Origin of the sequence: Streptomyces callyspongiae, from assembly GCF_047200695.1 — a bacterium.
In the GTDB taxonomy this organism is placed as follows: Bacteria; Actinomycetota; Actinomycetes; order Streptomycetales; family Streptomycetaceae; genus Streptomyces.
In genome coordinates, this window is record NZ_JBJZOM010000004.1 from 283,497 (window position 1) to 302,049 (window position 18,553).

Here is an 18,553-nt window from a genome sequence, read left to right on the forward strand (position 1 = left end):
CCGGAGAACACGACCGGCGGCCGGTCACTTCTTGCGGCGGCGACCGCCCTTCTGCGCCTTCCGGCGCTCGGCGCGCGTCAGGCCGTCGGCGCTGGACCGCGCGGGCCCCTCGTGACCCGTGTCCATCTCGCCCTCCACGACGCCGCCCTCGGCCGTCGGGGCCGAGAAGTGCAGCCGGTCCGGGCGCTGCGGGCCGTCCAGCCCCTTCGCCCTGATCTCGGGGGCGGCGCCCGCGGGCACGGCCTCCTTCTGCCGGGGCTCCTCGGCCTCCTTGCGCTCGGAGACCGGGACCTCCTCGACCTGCCGCTCGACCTGGACCTCCAGGTTGAACAGGTAGCCGACGGACTCCTCCTTGATGCCGTCCATCATGGCCTGGAACATGTCGTAGCCCTCCCTCTGGTACTCGACCAGCGGGTCCTTCTGGGCCATGGCACGCAGGCCGATGCCCTCCTGGAGGTAGTCCATCTCGTAGAGGTGCTCGCGCCACTTGCGGTCGAGGACGGACAGCACGACCCGGCGCTCCAGCTCGCGCATGATCTCGGAGCCGAGCTCCTCCTCGCGCTTGTCGTACTGCTCGTGGATGTCGTCCTTGACCGACTCGGCGAGGAAGTCGGAGGTGATGCCCGCCAGATCGCCGGCGGCCTCCTCCAGCTCCTCGATGGTGACCTGGACGGGGTAGAGCTGCTTGAAAGCCCCCCACAGCCGGTCGAGGTCCCAGTCCTCGGCGAAGCCCTCGGAGGTCTCCGCCTCGACGTAGGCCTCGATGGTGTCGTCCATGAAGTGCCGCACCTGCTCGTGCAGGTCCTCGCCCTCCAGGACGCGGCGGCGCTCGCCGTAGATGACCTCGCGCTGCCGGTTGAGCACCTCGTCGTACTTGAGGACGTTCTTCCGGATCTCGAAGTTCTGCTGCTCCACCTGCGACTGGGCGGAGGCGATGGCGCGGGTGACCATCTTGTTCTCGATCGGGACGTCGTCCGGCACGTTGGCCATCGCCATGACGCGTTCGACCATCTGCGCCTTGAACAGACGCATCAGGTCGTCGCCGAGCGACAGGTAGAAGCGGGACTCGCCCGGGTCGCCCTGCCGGCCGGAACGACCGCGCAACTGGTTGTCGATGCGCCGCGACTCGTGCCGCTCGGTGCCCAGCACGTACAGGCCGCCGAGTTCCTTGACCTCTTCGAACTCGGCCTCGACGGCCTTCTCGGCACGTTCCAGCGCGGCCGGCAGGGCAGCCGACCACTCCTCGGCGTGCTCGACCGGGTCCAGCCCCTTGGCGCGGAGCTCGCGCTCGGCGATGTCGTCCGGGTTGCCGCCCAGCTTGATGTCGGTACCGCGCCCGGCCATGTTGGTGGCGACGGTGACGGCTCCCTTGCGGCCGGCCTGCGCGACGATCACGGCCTCGCGGTCGTGCTGCTTGGCGTTGAGGACCTCGTGCCGGACTCCGCGCTTGTTGAGCTGCTTGGAGAGGTACTCCGACTTCTCGACCGAGGTGGTGCCCACCAGGACCGGCTGGCCCTTCTCGTACTTCTCGGCGATGTCGTCCACCACGGCGTCGAACTTGGCGACCTCGGTGCGGTAGATCAGGTCGGCCTGGTCGACGCGGGCCAGCGGGCGGTGGGTCGGGATGGGGACCACACCGAGCTTGTAGATCTGGTGGAACTCCGCCGCCTCCGTCATGGCGGTACCCGTCATGCCGGAGAGCGTGTTGTAGAGGCGGAAGAAGTTCTGGAGCGTGATGGTGGCGAGAGTCTGGTTCTCGTCCTTGATCTCGACCTGCTCCTTGGCCTCGATCGCCTGGTGCATGCCCTCGTTGTAGCGGCGGCCCGCGAGGATACGGCCGGTGTGCTCGTCGACGATCATGACTTCGCCGTCCATGACGACGTAGTCCTTGTCGTTCTTGTAGAGCTCCTTGGCCTTGATCGCGTTGTTGAGGTACCCGACCAGCGGAGTGTTGACCGACTCGTAGAGGTTGTCGATGCCCAGCCAGTCCTCGACCTTGGCCACGCCGGACTCGTGGATGCCGACCGTGCGCTTCTTCTCGTCGACCTCGTAGTCACCGGTCTCCGGCACGCCGAGGCGCGGATCGCCCGCCTCGCCCTTCTCCAGGCGCTTCACCAGCTTGGCGAAGTCGCTGTACCACTTCGTCGCCTGGTCGGCCGGCCCGGAGATGATCAGCGGGGTCCGGGCCTCGTCGACGAGGATGGAGTCCACCTCGTCGACGATCGCGAAGTTGTGGCCGCGCTGCACCAGTTCGTCCTGCGACCAGGCCATGTTGTCGCGCAGGTAGTCGAAGCCGAACTCGTTGTTGGTGCCGTAGGTGATGTCGCAGGCGTACTGCTCACGACGCTGGGCCGGCGTCATGTTCGCCAGGATGCAGCCGACGCTGAGACCGAGGAACTGATGGACCCGGCCCATCCACTCGGAGTCGCGCTCGGCCAGGTAGTCGTTGACGGTGATGATGTGCACGCCGTCGCCGGAGAGGGCGTTGAGGTACGCGGGGAGCGTACCGACGAGGGTCTTGCCCTCACCGGTCTTCATCTCCGCCACGTACCCCAGGTGCAGGGCGGCGCCGCCCATGACCTGGACGTCGTAGTGGCGCTGGCCGAGGACCCGCTTGGCCGCCTCACGGACGGTCGCGAAGGCCTCGGGCATCAGGTCGTCGAGGCTCTCGCCGCCGGCGTACCGCTCCTGGTACTCCTCGGTGAGGGCCCGGAGCTCGGCATCGGAGAGATCGACGAAGTCCTCTTCGATGGAATTCACCTGCCGCGCGATGCGGTCCAGCTTGCGCAGGATCTTTCCTTCACCTGCGCGCATGAGCTTGCCGAAGACGGACACGTAGGGTGACTCCTTGCCGGTCGGGCCTGGCACGGTCTGGTGCGCGGGCACGGCGAGGTGGTCCCCCACCGCACCGGCCATCGTAGGACAGGGGCGCAGGCCCCTGTACCCCCAACGTGCCGTACGGCTCGAAGGTGCCCCGCCGCAACCCTCCGGGCGACTGCCATGATGACGCGATGGAGACCGTCAGACTCGCCACGGAGCGCCTGGAGCTCCGTCCCTTCAGGTCCGCCGACGTCGACGACGTGGCCGCTGCCTGCCAGGATCCCGAGATCGCTCGCTGGATACCGATCCCCGTGCCCTACGGACGCGAGGACGCCCTCGAGTTCGTCGAGCGGATCAGCCCGGGCGGCTGGCGCGAGGACACCATGTACAACTTCGGTGTCTTCACGCGTGACACCCGCTCGCTGGTGGGATCCATGGGGCTGGTGCGGCTGGCGGAGCTGCGGGCGCCGACGCACCAGGCGGAGATCGGCTTCTGGACCGCGAAGCCGCAGCGCCGCAAGGGATACACCGAGGAGGCGGCCCGCGCGGTGATCCGCTGGGCGTTCGAGGATCTCGGGGTGGAGCGCCTGGAATGGGTCGCGACCGCGGGGAACACAGCCTCCCGCGCGGTGGCCGAGAAGCTGGGCTTCGTGATGGAGGGCCTGCAGCGGGCGAAGATCGTGCACCGGGGGGTGCGGCGGGACGCCTGGCACGGCGCTCTGCTGCCGACCGACTGGGACCGCAGCCTGCACACGCCCTACCTGCCCGCCCGCTGAGCGGGAAGCGGCGTTCGGGGGACGACTGTCCGTGCCGGGTCCTAGGGTGTGGCGCATGACTGCCCCGCTCCCCGCTCCCGAGTTCTCGCTGTCCGCCGACGAGGCACGCCGGCTGGCGCTCCGCGCCCAGGGACTGCTGGGTGCACCCGACCGTCGCGGCGGAGTCCGCGGCGTCCTCGGCCGCCTCGGCGCGGTGCAGCTCGACACGATCTCGGTACTGGCCCGCTCCCACGAGCTGGTGCCCTACGCGCGGCTGGGCGCGGTGGGCAGGGAGCGCGTGGAGGACGCGTACTGGAGGAACGGGCAGTCCTTCGAGTACTGGTCGCACGCCGCCTGCATCCTGCCGATCGAGGAATGGCCGTACTTCGCCTTCCGCAGGCGTGCGCGGCGTGCCAAGGGGCACCGCTGGCACCTGCTGGAGGACCGCGACGCAGCCTGCGCGGTGGTGCGCGACCGCCTGAAGCGGGACGGCCCCCTGACCACCACCGAGCTCGGGGGCGGCCGCCGCGGCGGCGAGTGGTTCGACTGGTCCGAGACGAAGATCGCCGTGGAGTGGATGCTCGACACCGGCGAGGTGGTCTGCACCGAGCGGCGGGGCTGGAAGCGTGTCTACGACCTCTCCGAGCGGGCCGTGCCGGATGTGCTGCTGCACGACGACCTCGACGACCACGCGTGCATGCGCCGCCTGGTCGCGCAGGCGGGCAGCGCCATGGGCGTCGCCACCCTCGCCGACCTCGCCGACTACCACCGGTTGAAGAACGACCAGGTGGCGTCCGTGCTGCCGGAGACGGGCCTGGTGCCGGTGAATGTCGAGGGCTGGCGCGGGTCGGCCTGGGCGGCGCCCGAGGCGCTGGAGTCGCCCGCTCGCGGCCGCCATCGGACGACGCTGCTCTCCCCGTTCGACTCGCTGATCTGGGACCGGCCCCGCACGCTGCGGATGTTCGACTTCACGCACCGGCTGGAGGCCTACGTGCCCCGGGAGAAGCGGGTGCACGGCTACTTCGCCATGCCGCTGCTGGCGGGCGGGCGGCTGGAGGGCCGTGTCGACCCGGCGCGCGAGGGGACGACGCTGGTGGCCCGTCAGGTCTCGCTGCGGCGTGCCGCTGCGGTGCGGCCGATGGCGCGGGCGTTGTGGGAGGCGGCCCGGTGGGTGGGCTGCGACGCCGTGCGCGTCGAGCGGTGTGCCCCGGCCGACCTGCGGGAACCGCTGGAAGCGGCGGTGCGGGAGCCGGCCTGAGGCCCGGCCCGCGGGCGGCGGTCAGCCGACTTCGAGGATCTTCTCCCGCATCGCGTAGACCACGGCCTCCATGCGGGAGTGCAACTGGAGCTTCTCCAGGATGTTCCGCACGTGGTTCTTCACCGTGTTCTCGCTGATGAAGAGGTCCTTGGCGATGTCGCGGTTGTTCTTGCCCGTCGCGACGAGCTTGAGCACCTCCAGCTCGCGGTCCGTCAGCCTGGGGGCCGGGACCAGCTTGCTCTCGTCGGTGCGCTGGATCATCGACTTGAACTCGCTGAGGAGCTTCGCCGCCATCGAGGGGCTGATCTGCGACTGCCCGCCCGCGACCGCCCTGATCGCGGTGGACACCTCGTCGGTCGAGATCTCCTTCAGCAGATAGCCGGTGGCGCCCGCCTTGATCGCGTCGTAGAGGTCGGCCTCCTCGTCGCTGATCGTCAGCATGATGATCTTCGCGCTGGGAGCGACCTCCTTCAGCGCCGTGCACGCCTCGATACCGCTGCGTTTGGGCATCCGTACGTCCATCAGCACGATGTCGGGCAGGAGGTCGGCGGCCACCTCCACCGCTTCCGCCCCGTCGCCCGCCTCACCGACGACGTCGATGTCCTCCTCCTGCGCGAGGACGATCTCCAATCCGCGCCGGAACAGCGCGTGGTCGTCCACGACGAGGACCCGGATCGGCTCCTGGCCGGACGCCTCCGCCACGGGCGGGACGGTGTCCCGGCCCGGTGCCCGAGCGCCGGACACGGGCGTCACGTGCCCGAAGCTGTCCGCCATCGATTCCTCCCCCAACAGGCTCGGCCGTCCCAACGCGAGGCTCGAACACGCCGGTTGACGCTGGACATCTTCCCATGCCGCGCGCTCCGCGTCCGCCCCGCATTGCGCCATGCGTCACGCCCTCGGGGCCGGGCCGCGTCGCGGCCCGGCCCCGAGGGCGTGACAGGTCGGTCAGACCCCGAGGGCGCCGCCCGCCCCGTGCGGCGGCTCCTCGACGAAGGGATCCGGCTCCAGGTGGATCACTCCGTAGTCGTAGCCGCGCCGCCGGTAGACGACGCTGGGCTGCTTGGTCTCGGAGTCGACGAAGAGGTAGAAGTCGTGCCCCACGAGTTCCATCTCGTAGAGCGCCTGGTCGAGGGTCATGGGCGCTGCGGCGTGGGTCTTCTCGCGCACCACCAGGGGGCCTTCCCCCTGCACCTCGAGCGGCCCCACCCGGGTGGTCGCCGGGGCGCCGTCGTCCTGCGGGGTGCGGGAGGACGCCGCCGCGTCCATTTCTCCGTTGAGTTCCGCTGCCAGGTGTGCGGTGGCGGCGGCCACGCTCATGGGAGCGCGGTGACCGCCCCGGTGCACCCGGCGCTTGTCGTGCTGCTTGCGCAACCGGGCTTCCAGCTTGCCGGAGGCCAGGTCGAGCGCCGCGTAGGGATCCGAGGCCGAAGCCTCGGCGCGAATGACCGGGCCGCGGGTGCGGAGGGTGATCTCCACCCTGTCGGAACGGCTGGCCTGCCGGGGGTTGTGCTCCTTGGAGACCTCGACGTCCAGGTTGATCACCTTGCCGTCGAGCTTCTGCACCTTCTCCAGCTTCTCGGCCACGTGCTTGCGGAACCGGTCCGGCACCTCTGTCTTCCGGCCCTTGACGACGATGTCCACGCAGAACTCCGTTCCCGGACACTCCGCCCCGGAAGGCGAAGACGCGTCCGTTGTGCTCTGACGCCGGAGGCTCACGGCCCTGCCGGTCACGCTCCGGCACGAGGTCGGGTTTCGACTTCACCTCCTCCTCCCCCGATGGGAAGATCGTCACCCCTCTCCGAACGTACCTCCGGTGGAGGAACCTCGGCACCCCCTACTGACACGTACCTCCCATCGGGTGAACTCCCCCGGTACGGGGGAGAACGGGCCGCGCTCCCGCGCCGTTCCGGCAACGGGCGGCGACGACGGCGGCGGACGGCTCCGCACCGCCGCACTCCCGCAGCGCCCGGGCCGCCTCCGCCAACGAGGCGCCCGTGGTGATCAGGTCGTCCACCAGCACCACCGGCGGCGGGGCGGCGCTTTCCGGAGCGAGCGACGCGCCGCACGCCGGTACGGCCTCCAGCGCGCCGTGCAGGTTCGCCGCACGCTCCGGGGCCGACAGTCCGGCCTGGTCTGCGACGGGGCGGGCCCGGCGGAGCGCGGGAAGTACACGGGCTGGGGTCCCGGAGCGGCGCAGCGCCGCTGCGGCGCCGAGCGCCATCCGCCGCACCGGGTCGTGGCCGCGTGCGGCGACCGCACGCCGCGCCGACGGGACCGGCACCAGCACCCAGGGCACCGCGGGCCCGCTCCTCACAGGGAGCGCGGCAGCTGCCCGTACCGCCCGCGCCAGAACGACGCCCAGCGGCTGCGCCAGCGGCAGAGCTCCCCGCTCCTTGTGCGCCAGCAGCAGTGCCCGGACCTCGTCGGCGTAGCCGAGGCAGGCGTGGACGGAGGGCAGCCCGGCGGGGGCCGCGGCGGGGCGGACCCGGCGGGCCACGGCGCGGGCGAGGAAGTCGCGGCAGGGCCCGCACACCCGTCGGCGGGCCGCCGCGGCGCCGCACCCGGCGCAGCAACCCGGCATCACCAGGTCCGTCAACTCCTGCCACAGAGCCCGCATGCAGTCCAGTCTCCCAGCGGTGCCCCGGCGCCACCAGTCCTGTGGACAGCCCGTCCCGGCTGTCCACAGGACGGGTGGGGCCGTCCGTCATCCGGGGTAGACCGGCGCGTGGGCGTCCTCGGCGACGGTCTCCCAGTCGGTCTCGTTCGCGGGAAGCCGGACGAGGCCGAACCGGGAGCGTGCCAGCAGCGGCTTCCCCTCGAGCTCGGAGGCGGCGACACTCCGGACGTCGTTGATGCCGGGCAGCGGCGGCTGGTGCGCGGTGGAGCCGTCGGTGCCGACGTACTGGAGCTGTTGCACGCCGCGGGACTCCTTGCCGACCACGACGAGCTCGCTGTGCCCCGCCCAGGACATCGCGACCACGTCCTCCAACTGCGGCGCCACCGGCTGCAGCGCGGCGACGCTGGTCGACGGGTGCTCGAAGGTGCCGTGGCGTTCCACGCGTCCGAGCTTGAGCGAACTGCTGCCGTCCGGGTTCTTCACACGCAGCGCGATACGCACGCCGTCCGTGGCGATCCGCAGCGATTCGATGCGCTCCTTCCGGCCGAGGCCGGGAACGGAGACCTCCTCCGGTTCGCCCCGTCCGCCGCGCAGCCGCAGCAGGCGGGGCTCCCGCGGGTCGCGGTCGGCCACCCACAGGTCACCGAGCCCGTCCCAGCTGGGGGCGCTGAGCCGGTCCCGTTCACGGACGGCTCCGCTGGTGAGTACCGGGACCGGGAGGCGGTCGCCCCGCACGACCGGGGCGACGTAGAGGCCCGTTCCGTCGAAGGAGACCGCCGCCGCCTGGCGCTGGTTGAGGCTGACACCCACCGAGCGGAATTTGGTCACGCCGGAGCCCAGCGGCCCCGCCACCGGATTCGGCACGCGGGTGCCCGCCTCGATGGAGGCGACCCTGCCGTCCTGGTCGATCAGGTAGGGCTGGGTGACGCCCGAGCCCAGCCGGCCCGGTGCGTACAGCTTGGCCTCGTCCCCGCCCAGGGAACAGGCCTGCCGCCCGCGGGGGCCCTGCAGTTCGACGTTCGTGAGAGCCGCGGACGCCTGCGACTGCACGCTGTGGAAGACCTGCGCGGCCATGCGTTCGCAGCGTTCCTCGCCGACCCCGGTCACGGCACGGTTCAGGCGCACCCGTACCTTGCCGGAGTCGCTGAAGCCGACGCTGCCGCCGTGGGCGAGTCGGATGCCCTCCGGGAAGGCGGTGCTGACCACCGGGTCCAGCCAGTCGGTGGGCCCCTGCAGCAGCGCCCTGACCGTCTCGGCGATGGGCGCGATGCGCGACCGCACGTACACCGGGTGGGCGACCAGCACGTCCCGGCCGCGGGACACCGCGCGTGCGTCGGGGCCGAGGCGGGCGAAGAAGAAGATGTCGACCGACCGGTAGATCCGCTCGAAGTCGGACTCGCCGAGGACCAGCCCGTCCGACAGCCGGTCGATGCGCCACCCCTCGCCCTTCACCTCGCGCAGGTGGAACCGGTCGGTGAAGGGGCTGCGTTCCGACGCGTAGGCGTGCCGGCTGTCGAGCCGGGCGGTCCGCTCTCCCGAGACCTGGACGCTGTAGTCGTCCCCGTCGGCCCGTGCCGGTCCGGTGGTGGGTCCGCCCTCGACCACCGTGGTGCCGGCGAACGGGTCCCACTCCTCGGCCGCCTCCTCGGTGAGGTACTCCTCGGCGGTCGCGAAGTCCGGCTCGTCGCTGGTCGTCGCCTCGAGGAACCCGCGCACGATGTCCTGCGGATCCTCGCCCTTCTGCGGGCTCACCCCGTAGACACGCACCCGCGACTCGTGCTCCGCCCGCTGGGAGGACCGGACCTTGGTGACCTCGCCCTCCGACGGCATGGAGGCGCACCCGGATGCCAGGAACGCCAGGGGCAGCAGCACCGCGAGGGTGCGGCGGATGCGGTCGGTTCTCGTCACGTGTCTCCTCCGCCCTGCCGGCGGGAGGCCGGTGCCGGCCGGCCGGCTTCGCTGCGACGCCGCGAATCGGCGGGCTCCAGCGGTATGGGGGAGCCGCGCAGCGTGTCGCCGGCGGCACGCGGCAGGGTGAGTCGGAACTGCGAGCCGCCGCCGGGCTCGCCCCAGGCCTGCAGCCAGCCGCCGTGGAGGCGCGCGTCCTCCAGGGCGATGGCCAGTCCGAGACCGGTGCCGCCCGTGGTGCGTGCCCGCGCGGGGTCGGCGCGCCAGAACCGGTTGAACACTCGATTGACCTCGCCGGCCTTCAGACCGATGCCGTAGTCCCGGACCGCGACGGCCGCCGCGTTCCCGGAGCTCGCGAGCCGGACCACCACGTCCCTGCCCTCACCGTGCTCGATCGCGTTGTCGATCAGGTTGCGCAGCACCCGCTCCACACGACGCCCGTCCGCCTCGACCGTGACGGGCTGCTCGTCCCCGACGATCCGGACGACGGTGCCGGTCCGGTCGGCGAGCGGCGCGCACCCTTCCACCACGCGCCGCACGACGTCGCGGAGGTCGGTCGGCCCGGCCTCCAGGGCGGCCGCGCCCGCGTCGAAGCGGGAGATCTCCAGCAGTTCGCCGAGCAGCGACTCGAAGCGGTCGAGCTGGCCGATGAGCAGTTCGGCGGACCGTGCCGTGACCGGGTCGAAGTCCTCCCTGGCCGCGTGGATCACGTCCGCGGCCATCCGCACGGTCGTCAGAGGGGTGCGCAGTTCGTGGGATACGTCGGAGACGAACCGGCGCTGCATGCGCGACAGCTCCTCCAGCTGATGGATCTTCAGGTGGAGGTTCTGCGCCATCTTGTTGAAGGACTCGCCCAGGCGTGCGATGTCGTCCTCGCCCGAGACCTTCATCCGTTCCTGCAGCCGCCCGGCGGCGAGCCGTTCGGCGATTCCGGCGGCCATCCGCACGGGAGTGACGACCTGCCGGACCACCAGCCAGGCGATCGCGCCGAGCAGCACCACCACGAAGACGCCCGCGGTGATCAGTGTGCCCTTGACCAGACTGAGCGTGTCCTCCTCCTGGCTGAAGGGGAAGACGTAGTAGAGCTGGTACGGGTTGCCGTTGGCGTCACTCACGCGCTTGCCGATGATCAGCGCGGGTTCGGTGCCGCCTCCCGGCCGGTGCAGCGTGGCGTACCGCTGGTGGGTGCCGTCGCGCCGGTCGAGGGTGCGCCGCAGGTCCTTCGGGACGGTGCCCTCCGGCAGTACGTCGCCCGAGGCGCGTGTGCCGCGCAGCCGCGTCCCGTCCTCCCCGAGGAACGGCAGGTTGTCGGTGTCGGAGCTGAGGACCACGACCGAGTAGACGCCCTGACCGCCGCTCGCAAGCTGTTCGACGAGGTTGTTCAGCCAGGTGCCGGCGGACTGCACGCTGCCGCCGGCCGGGGCGTCCAGGTCCCCCTCGGCGAAACCGCGGCTGCCCGCGTTGTCGGCCGCCCGCTGCGCGAAGGCGAACCCGCCGGCGGCCTGGCTCTGCGCCGACCGCTCCTTGGCCTCCAGCAGGCCGTTGCGCACCTGGCCGGTGACGACGATGCCCAGCAGGAGGACGACGCACAGCGACATCAGCAGCGTCGCGGCGACGACGCGCAACTGGAGGTTCCGCCGCCAGAGCCGCATGGCGGGCAGCAGTGGCCGCCTCGCCCAGCGCACCGCCATGCGGAACACCGGATGCGACCGCGTGCCGGCGGCACCCTCGGGCAGCAGCCCCTCGGAGAGGAGTGCGCTGCGCGCGCGGCGCAGCCGCCCTCTCCACTTCTTCACGCGCATCCCGGTCACCGGCGGGGCGTCAGCCCGGTCCCGCCTTGTACCCGACGCCGCGCACGGTGACGACGATCTCGGGCCGTTCGGGGTCCTTCTCGACCTTGGACCGCAGCCGCTGCACGTGAACGTTCACCAGACGCGTGTCGGCGGCGTGCCGGTAGCCCCAGACCTGTTCCAAAAGCACCTCGCGCGTGAAGACCTGCCAGGGCTTGCGTGCGAGCGCCACCAGCAGGTCGAACTCCAGCGGAGTGAGGGCGATCGACTGCCCGTCGCGCTTCACGGAGTGGCCCGCCACGTCGATGACCAGGTCGCCGATGGCCAGCTGCTCCGGCGCCGGCTCCTCGGACCGCCGCAGCCTGGCGCGTATCCGGGCCACCAGCTCCTTGGGCTTGAACGGTTTCACGATGTAGTCGTCGGCACCGGACTCCAGACCGACGACCACGTCGACGGTGTCGCTCTTGGCGGTCAGCATGACCACCGGTACCCCCGACTCGGCGCGGATCAGGCGGCACACCTCGATGCCGTCCCGTCCGGGGAGCATCAGGTCGAGCAGCACCAGGTCAGGTTTGGTCTCGCGGAAGGCGGCGAGCGCCTTGTCGCCGTCCGACACGAACGACGGTTCAAAGCCTTCGCCGCGGAGCACGATGCCGAGCATCTCTGCCAGTGCGGTGTCGTCGTCGACGACGAGGACGCGTCCCTTCATGAGTTCATCATCCCATCACGCACTCGTGACGTTCCGGTCGGTGGCGTGGAGCACAGGTCGGCAACCGTATCCGCACCGACCGGATGCGCGGCGCCACGTTCCGTGACGAGCGCAGTGACCAGCTGGGCGGGCGTCACGTCGAACGCGGGGTTGTAGGCCTCCGCCCCGACCGGTGCGTCGCGCGTCACCTCGTGCCCGGGGCGCTGCTCGATCTCGATGGCCGAGCCGTCGGGCGTCGCGGGGTCGATGGTGCTCACCGGAGCCACGACGACGAACGGCACCCCGTGGTGCCGCGCGAGCACGGCCAGCGGGAAGCTCCCCACCTTGTTCGCGACCGAGCCGTCGGCGGCGATGCGGTCCGCGCCGATCAGCACCGCGTCGACGGCGCCCGCCGCGAACAGCGATCCCGCGGCACCGTCGACGAGCACCCGGTACGGCATTCCGTCCCGCTCCGCCTCGTACGCCGTGAGACGGGCGCCCTGGAGCAGCGGCCGCGTCTCGTCCACCCAGAGACGCTCCAGCCCGCCGTCGCGGTGGACGCGTCGGGCCACGCCGAACGCCGTCCCGCCTCCGCCGGACACCAGGACCCCCGTGTTGCAGTGCGTCAGCAGCCGCAGCGCCCGCCGCCCGGGCAGCAGGGTCCGCAACGTCTCCTGCCCGCACTCCGCCATGCGGGCGCTCGCCTCGGCGTCCTCCCGGTGGAGCGCCCGCGCCTCCGCCAGCGCCGCCCACGCGGCCTCCTGCTCGTCGGCGCCCTCCGCCCGTGCACGCCGATGGGCCTCCTCCGCCCGCCGGACCCCCCGGGCCAGGTTGACGGCCGTGGGCCGGGCCTCGGCGAGCGCACGGGCGGCACCCGTCACGTCGTCACCGCCCGCCGCCGCCAGCGCCACACCGTAGGCCCCCGCGATCCCGAGCAGCGGCGCACCGCGCACCACGAGCGACCGCACCGCCTCGACGAGCGCCGGCACGTCGGCACACACCCGCTCCACCTCCTCGGCGGGCAGGCGGGTCTGGTCCAGCAGCACCACGGCGGGGCCCTCGGGAGGATCGGCCCAGCGCAGGACCGGCAGCATTCGCACGTCCGTCATCCGCACAGTCTGCAACGCCCCACCGACTTCCAGAAGCCGAGCGCTCCGCTCGATCCCCTGCCTCCGGTGTCACGGAACGTGGCACGATGGCAGCCGACAGGCGAAGGAGTGGCTGAGATGAACGACTCTCCGGGTTGGGCCTCGCCCGGGTCCGCCCCGTCCGATCCGGAAGGTGATCGCGACGGGAACCCGTCCGCCGACCCGGCCGGGGGGGCTCCGGAACACCACGACAGGTGGGCGGACCGGCAGCCGCCGCCCGCCGCGGGACAGGACTGGGGGACAAGCGCCCCTCCGCCGCCCGGGCCGCCCGGCCCCGGGCAGCCGACGGGCTGGGGCGCGGCGAAGGGCTGGAGCAGGCCCGCGGCTGCGAAGCCCGGAGTGATACCGCTCCGCCCGCTCGGCATCGGCGAGATCTTCGACGGCGCCGTGTCCACCGCGCGCACCCACTGGCGCACCGCCCTGGGCGTGGCCCTCGGCGTCGCGGTGCTGGTGCAGCCCGTCCGCACACTGGCCGACGGCGTCTCGCTCCGTGCGTTCGACGACCTGACCGCGATGCAGAACGACCCGCAGCCCGACACCGGCGCGCTGCTCGACGTGATGACGGCCACCATGGGCAGCGCCGGAGCGGCCATGCTCGTCACCCTCGTCGGCACCGTGGTCGCCACCGCCATGCTCACCGTCGTCGTCAGCAGGGCGGTGCTGGGGCGCCCGGTGTCGCTCCCGGACACCTGGCGCGAGGCCCGGCCCCGGCTGCTGGGCATGCTCGGGCTGACGCTCCTCATGCTGCTCGTCGTGCTCTTCTCCGTCGCCGTCGGCACGCTGCCGGGCCTTCTCGTCGCGGCCGCGGGCTCCGCCGCCGAAGGCAGCCTGCTCGCCGTGCTCGGCGGCCTCGGCGGGGTGGTGCTCGGCATCTGGCTGTGGGTGCTGTTCTGCCTGGCCCCGCCCGCCCTGATGCTGGAGAAGCAGGGCGTGGTCACCGCGCTGCGCCGCTCCGCGAAACTGGTGCGGGGCACCTGGTGGCGCATCTTCGGCATCCAGGTCCTGGCCCTGCTGCTCGTGCAGGCGGTGGGCTCCCTCGTGCAGATGCCGTTCTCGCTGATCGGCATCGCGGCCCAGGGGAACGATCTCGGCGACCTGTTCAACGGCTCGCTGGAGGTGTCCTGGCCGTACCTGATCGCCCTCGGGGTCGGCGCGGTCCTCGCCATGACCGTGACGCTTCCGCTCAACGCGGGGATCACCGCACTCCTCTACGTCGACCAGCGCATCCGCCGCGAGGCCCTCGACCTGGAGATCGCCCGCGCCGCCGGCATCGACCACGACAGCGCACCGCCGCCCACCCCGGCCGGGAGCTGAACGGATGGCGGCAGGCGCGACCGCGGCAGCGGTGCGCGGCGACGACGTACCGGTGACGATCCTGCGCGATCCGGCCCGGCACGCCGCGGAGCGGGAACTGTCCGACCCGATCTACCGGCAGAACGAACCGGGCCTCTTCCGGCGGGCCGTCGACTGGTTCTTCGGGAAACTGGGCGACCTCCTCGGCTCCGCCGCCGACGCGACTCCCGGAGGAGTCGTGGGACTCGTCGTGGTGGGCGTCGCTCTGGTCCTGCTCGCGACCGCCCTGTGGGCGCGCCTGGGCCGACCCGGCAGGCAGTCCGGCCCGGCCGCGCCCGCCCTGTTCGACTCGCACGTCCGCAGCGCAGCCGAGCACCGTGCCGCCGCGGCGGACCACGCGGCGGCCCAACGCTGGAACGAGGCCGTGCAGGAAACCGTCCGCGGCCTGGTCCGCTCCCTGGAGGAACGGGCACTCCTCGAACCCCGCCCCGGCCGCACCGCCGACGAGGCCGCCGACGAAGCGGGAGCGGCGCTGCCCGCCCACGCCGCCGCGCTGCGCAGCGCGGCGACCAGTTTCGACGAGGTCACCTACGCCGACCGCACCGCCGACGAAGCGGCCTACGCCCGGCTGCGGTCGCTCGACGAAGCGGTGCGCCGCACCGTGCCCCGTTCGGCCGGCCCGGAGGGCGGTCGATGACCGCCACCACATCCGTGTCCCCCACCGCGCGGCACGTCTGGTCCCGGCTGCGCGGCCTCCTGATCGCCGCTGCGCTGCTGGCGGTCACGGGCGTGGTGCTGGCCGCGCTGCGCTCCGGAGAGCACCACGGGGCGCTCGACCCCCGCTCCCCCGACACGCACGGGAGCCGGGCCGTCGCGGAACTCCTCGACGAACGGGGCGTGACCACCACCGTGGTCGGCAGCAGCACCGCGGCCGCCGACCGGGCCGGCCCCGGCACGACCCTCGTCGTCACGCGGCCCGAGCTTCTCGGTTCCGGGCAGCTCGAGGCGCTGCGGTCCGCGGCGGAGGCCGGCAGCCGTGTCGTGGTCGTCGGCGCCGGGCCGGGCGCGGCCTCCCGCGTCGCCCCCGGGGTCTCCGCGGCGGAGGAGACCGCGGGGGCACGCGCGACACCGCCCCGATGCACGCTGCCCGCCGCCGAACGTGCCGGGGACGCCGACCTCGGAGGATTCCGGTACCGCCCGGGCGACGCGGCACGCGGCTGCTACCCCCGGTCCGGCCTGCCCACCCTGGTGGTCGCTCCGGCCGCTTCGGGACCGGGCGACACCGTCCTCCTCGGAACCCCGCACCCGCTCCGCAACGACCGCCTCGACCAACGGGGCAACGCGGCACTGGTCCTGCAACTCCTCGGCTCCCGCCCCGACATCGCCTGGTACCTGCCCTCCGTGGCCGACTCCTCGGCGGCCGAGGACCGCCCCCGCGAATTCTTCGACCTCGTCCCGGACGGCTGGTTCTGGGCCCTGCTGCAACTCGCCGTCGCCGCCGGGCTCGCCGTGGCCTGGCGCGCCCGGCGACTGGGCCCGCTCGTCGCCGAGGACCTCCCCGTCACGGTCCGCGCCGCCGAGACCACCGAGGGCCGGGCCCGCCTCTACCGGCAGGCCGGAGCACGCGACCGCGCGGCCGCGGCACTGCGGGCCGCGACGCGGCGCCGACTCGCTCCGCGCGTCGGTGTGGACGCGGGCCGCTCCGACACCGCCGAGGCACTGCTGCCCGCGCTCACCGACCGCACCGACGGCGAACAGGATCCGCGGGCCCTGCTGTTCGGCCCGCCACCCGCGGACGACTCGGCCCTCGTCCGCCTCGCCGCCGATCTGGACGCCCTGGAAAGCCGCCTCACCCGGGCCGCTCCCGCAGCACCCCGCCCCACGCCGCATGAGACGACGACAGACAAGGACGGCAGTTCGTGAGTTCCGCTTCCGCCAACACCGCCCGCAACGCCCTGGAATCCCTGCGCACCGAGATCTCCAAGGCCGTCGTGGGGCAGGACGCCGCCGTCACCGGTCTCGTCATCGCCCTGCTGTGCCGGGGCCACGTGCTCCTCGAAGGAGTGCCCGGCGTCGCCAAGACCCTGCTCGTCAGGTCCCTCGCGGCCGCCCTCGAACTCGGCTCCAAGCGTGTACAGTTCACGCCCGATCTGATGCCGAGCGACGTCACCGGCTCCCTGGTGTACGACGCCCGGACGGCGGAGTTCTCCTTCCAGCCGGGGCCCGTCTTCACGCACCTGCTGCTGGCCGACGAGATCAACCGGACACCGCCGAAGACGCAGGCGTCTCTCCTCGAGGCCATGGAGGAACGCCAGGTCACCGTCGACGGCACGGCACGCCCGCTACCCGACCCGTTCCTGGTCGCCGCGACGCAGAACCCCGTCGAGTACGAGGGCACCTACCCCCTGCCGGAGGCGCAGCTCGACCGCTTCCTGCTCAAGCTGAACATCCCGCTGCCCGGCAGGGACGACGAGGTCGGCGTTCTGGAGCGGCACGCCGGGGGCTTCGACCCCCGCGACCTCGACGCCGCCGGGCTGCGTCCCGTCGCCGGCCCGGAGGTCCTGCAGGACGCCCGGCGCGCGGTGGCCGCGACCTCCGTCTCCCGCGAGGTCACCGGCTACGTCGTCGACCTCTGCCGGGCGACCCGGGAGTCCCCGTCCCTGGCACTGGGCGTTTCGCCCCGGGGCGCGACGGCGCTGCTCGCCACGGCACGAGCGTGGGCATGGCTCACGGGCCGGGACTACGTGATTCCGGACGACGTGAAGGCTCTCGCCCTTCCCGCCCTCCGGCACCGTGTCCGGCTGCGGCCCGAGGCGGAGATGGAAGGGGTGACGCCGGACAGCGTGATCCGGTCGGTGCTGGCCCACGTCACCGTCCCGCGCTGAGGAGAGCGAAGATGGCCCTCACCGGACGCACCGCCCTGGTGGCGGCCCTGGGCGCGCTTCTCGTCGGCCTGCTGCTGCCGGGCTGGGCCGGGCTGCTGGCCGTGGAGCTGCCACTGCTGCTCGCTGTCGCCGTCGACCTGCTGCGTGCCGCTCCCGTCCGCACACTCCGCTTCGCACGGAGCGGGGACACCTCGGTGCGGCTCGGCGAACGGGCTTCGGTGCGGCTGGTCGTGACGAACCCGTCACGGCGGCCGCTGCGCGGTGTGCTGCGGGATGCGTGGCCGCCGAGCTGCACGCCGCTGGAGAACGGGCGCCGAGTGGCGGTGCGGCACGTGCTGGACGTGCCCGCCGGCGAGCGGGCCCGGCTGGTCACCGCGTTCCCGGCCACACGGCGCGGCGATCAGCACGCGGACCGGATCACCGTTCGCTCGCTGGGGCCGCTGGGGCTGGCCGCACGTCAGGGAAGCCACCGCGTGCCGTGGACGGTGCGCGTCCTTCCGCGCTTCGACAGCCGGAAACACCTCCCGGCGAAGCTGGCGCGGCTGCGCGAACTCGACGGTCGGACCACCGTGCTGACCCGCGGGGAGGGAACGGAGTTCGACAGCCTCCGCGAGTACGTTCCCGGGGACGACACCCGGTCCATCGACTGGCGGGCGACGGCGCGGCAGGCGAACGTGGCCGTCCGCACCTGGCGACCGGAACGCGACCGGCACGTGCTGGTGGTTCTCGACACCGGGCGCACGGCGGCAGGACGCGTCGGCGACGCGCCGCGGCTCGACACCTCGATGGACGCCGCGCTGCTCCTGACAGCGGTGGCCTCGCGTGCCGGTGACCGCACGGACCTGCTGGCGTACGACCGTCGCATCCGCACGACCGTGCGCGGCCGCACCGCGCGGGACGTGTTGCCGTCCTTCGTCGAGGCCATGGCGGGCCTGGAGGCGGAACTGACGGAGTCGGACGCCCGGGGGATGGTCGCCGCCGCCCAGCGCCTCGCGCGGCGCCGGTCACTGGTCGTGCTGCTGACGGGTCTCGATGCCTCACCCGTCGAGGAGGGGTTGCTGCCGGTGCTGCCGCAACTCTGCCGGCGCCACACGGTGCTGGTGGCCTCGGTTGCCGATCCCCGCATCGAGGACATGGCGCGTTCGCGGGGTTCGGTCGACGCGGTGTACGCAGCGGCGGCGGCAGCCCGCACCCAGGAGGAGCGTCACGCCACCGCGGCGCGACTACGGCGCCAGGGCGTCATGGTCGTGGACGCCACGCCGGAAGATCTCGCACCGCAGCTCACCGACGCCTACCTGTCGCTGAAGAGGGCGGGACGGTTGTGAGCAGCAGCCCGGCCGGCCGGAATGCTGCCCCGGGAGGTCCGGGGTCCGGGAGTGCGGGCCCGGGGC

At 72.7% G+C, this 18,553-nt stretch carries 15 protein-coding genes; 7 read left to right on the plus strand and 8 right to left on the minus strand.

Features of this window, described 5'->3' with window-relative positions; genetic code table 11:
* Positions 1-24: 24 nt before the first annotated feature.
* Complete coding sequence (secA, locus tag ACL06G_RS05530) at positions 25-2,835, minus strand: preprotein translocase subunit SecA (RefSeq protein ID WP_412787811.1); 2,811 nt, start codon at positions 2,833-2,835, stop codon at positions 25-27.
* A gap of 176 nt (positions 2,836-3,011) precedes the next feature.
* Here secA and ACL06G_RS05535 point away from each other — a divergent pair, with 176 nt between their 5' ends.
* Both ACL06G_RS05535 and ACL06G_RS05540 read left to right on the plus strand, forming a co-directional pair.
* Entirely contained in the window at positions 3,012-3,596 is a 585-nt protein-coding gene (locus ACL06G_RS05535; RefSeq protein ID WP_412787812.1) for a GNAT family N-acetyltransferase, read from the plus strand.
* 55 nt (positions 3,597-3,651) lie between these two features.
* Positions 3,652-4,833: a winged helix-turn-helix domain-containing protein gene (locus tag ACL06G_RS05540; protein ID WP_412787813.1), complete on the plus strand. Its 1,182-nt coding sequence runs from the start codon at positions 3,652-3,654 to the stop codon at positions 4,831-4,833.
* A 21-nt stretch (positions 4,834-4,854) separates the two neighbouring features.
* On the opposite strand, the gene ACL06G_RS05545 is transcribed toward ACL06G_RS05540, so the two are convergent.
* The 7 genes from ACL06G_RS05545 to mtnA form a co-directional block, all read right to left on the minus strand.
* The gene (locus tag ACL06G_RS05545; RefSeq protein ID WP_412787814.1) at positions 4,855-5,607 is read right to left on the minus strand and encodes a response regulator; all 753 of its coding nucleotides are present in this window, start codon (positions 5,605-5,607) and stop codon (positions 4,855-4,857) included.
* A 171-nt stretch (positions 5,608-5,778) separates the two neighbouring features.
* The gene (gene hpf / locus ACL06G_RS05550; protein ID WP_412787815.1) at positions 5,779-6,474 is read right to left on the minus strand and encodes a ribosome hibernation-promoting factor, HPF/YfiA family; all 696 of its coding nucleotides are present in this window, start codon (positions 6,472-6,474) and stop codon (positions 5,779-5,781) included.
* Between the two features lie 193 nt (positions 6,475-6,667).
* Positions 6,668-7,450: a ComF family protein gene (locus ACL06G_RS05555; RefSeq protein ID WP_412787816.1), complete on the minus strand. Its 783-nt coding sequence runs from the start codon at positions 7,448-7,450 to the stop codon at positions 6,668-6,670.
* 87 nt (positions 7,451-7,537) lie between these two features.
* Positions 7,538-9,358, minus strand: a complete 1,821-nt coding sequence (locus ACL06G_RS05560) for an LpqB family beta-propeller domain-containing protein (protein WP_412787817.1) — start codon at positions 9,356-9,358, stop codon at positions 7,538-7,540.
* On the minus strand, positions 9,355-11,160 hold the full coding sequence (gene mtrB / locus ACL06G_RS05565) for an MtrAB system histidine kinase MtrB (protein ID WP_412787825.1): 1,806 nt from the start codon (positions 11,158-11,160) through the stop codon (positions 9,355-9,357). The genes ACL06G_RS05560 and mtrB overlap by 4 nt, the downstream gene beginning before the upstream one ends.
* Positions 11,161-11,179: 19 nt before the next feature.
* Positions 11,180-11,857, minus strand: a complete 678-nt coding sequence (gene mtrA / locus ACL06G_RS05570; protein ID WP_237323091.1) for a two-component system response regulator MtrA — start codon at positions 11,855-11,857, stop codon at positions 11,180-11,182.
* Entirely contained in the window at positions 11,854-12,945 is a 1,092-nt protein-coding gene (mtnA, locus tag ACL06G_RS05575; protein WP_412835506.1) for an S-methyl-5-thioribose-1-phosphate isomerase, read from the minus strand. Before mtnA ends, mtrA begins: the two co-directional genes overlap by 4 nt.
* 117 nt (positions 12,946-13,062) lie before the next feature.
* Here mtnA and ACL06G_RS05580 point away from each other — a divergent pair, with 117 nt between their 5' ends.
* Genes ACL06G_RS05580 through ACL06G_RS05600 form a run of 5 tightly spaced genes read left to right on the plus strand, consistent with a single transcriptional unit; the run spans position 13,063 to position 18,487 of the window.
* Complete coding sequence (locus ACL06G_RS05580; RefSeq protein WP_412787819.1) at positions 13,063-14,298, plus strand: DUF7847 domain-containing protein; 1,236 nt, start codon at positions 13,063-13,065, stop codon at positions 14,296-14,298.
* 4 nt (positions 14,299-14,302) lie between these two features.
* On the plus strand, positions 14,303-14,974 hold the full coding sequence (locus ACL06G_RS05585; RefSeq protein WP_412787820.1) for a DUF4129 domain-containing protein: 672 nt from the start codon (positions 14,303-14,305) through the stop codon (positions 14,972-14,974).
* A complete protein-coding gene (locus ACL06G_RS05590) occupies positions 14,971-16,200 on the plus strand; it encodes a DUF4350 domain-containing protein (protein WP_412835507.1) in 1,230 nt (409 codons plus the stop codon). Before ACL06G_RS05585 ends, ACL06G_RS05590 begins: the two co-directional genes overlap by 4 nt.
* Positions 16,197-17,162 (plus strand): AAA family ATPase, encoded by a 966-nt coding sequence (locus ACL06G_RS05595; RefSeq protein WP_412835508.1) that lies wholly within the window; start codon positions 16,197-16,199, stop codon positions 17,160-17,162. The genes ACL06G_RS05590 and ACL06G_RS05595 overlap by 4 nt, the downstream gene beginning before the upstream one ends.
* Positions 17,163-17,173: 11 nt before the next feature.
* Positions 17,174-18,487, plus strand: a complete 1,314-nt coding sequence (locus ACL06G_RS05600) for a DUF58 domain-containing protein (protein WP_412787823.1) — start codon at positions 17,174-17,176, stop codon at positions 18,485-18,487.
* The last annotated feature ends 66 nt before the right edge of the window (positions 18,488-18,553 follow it).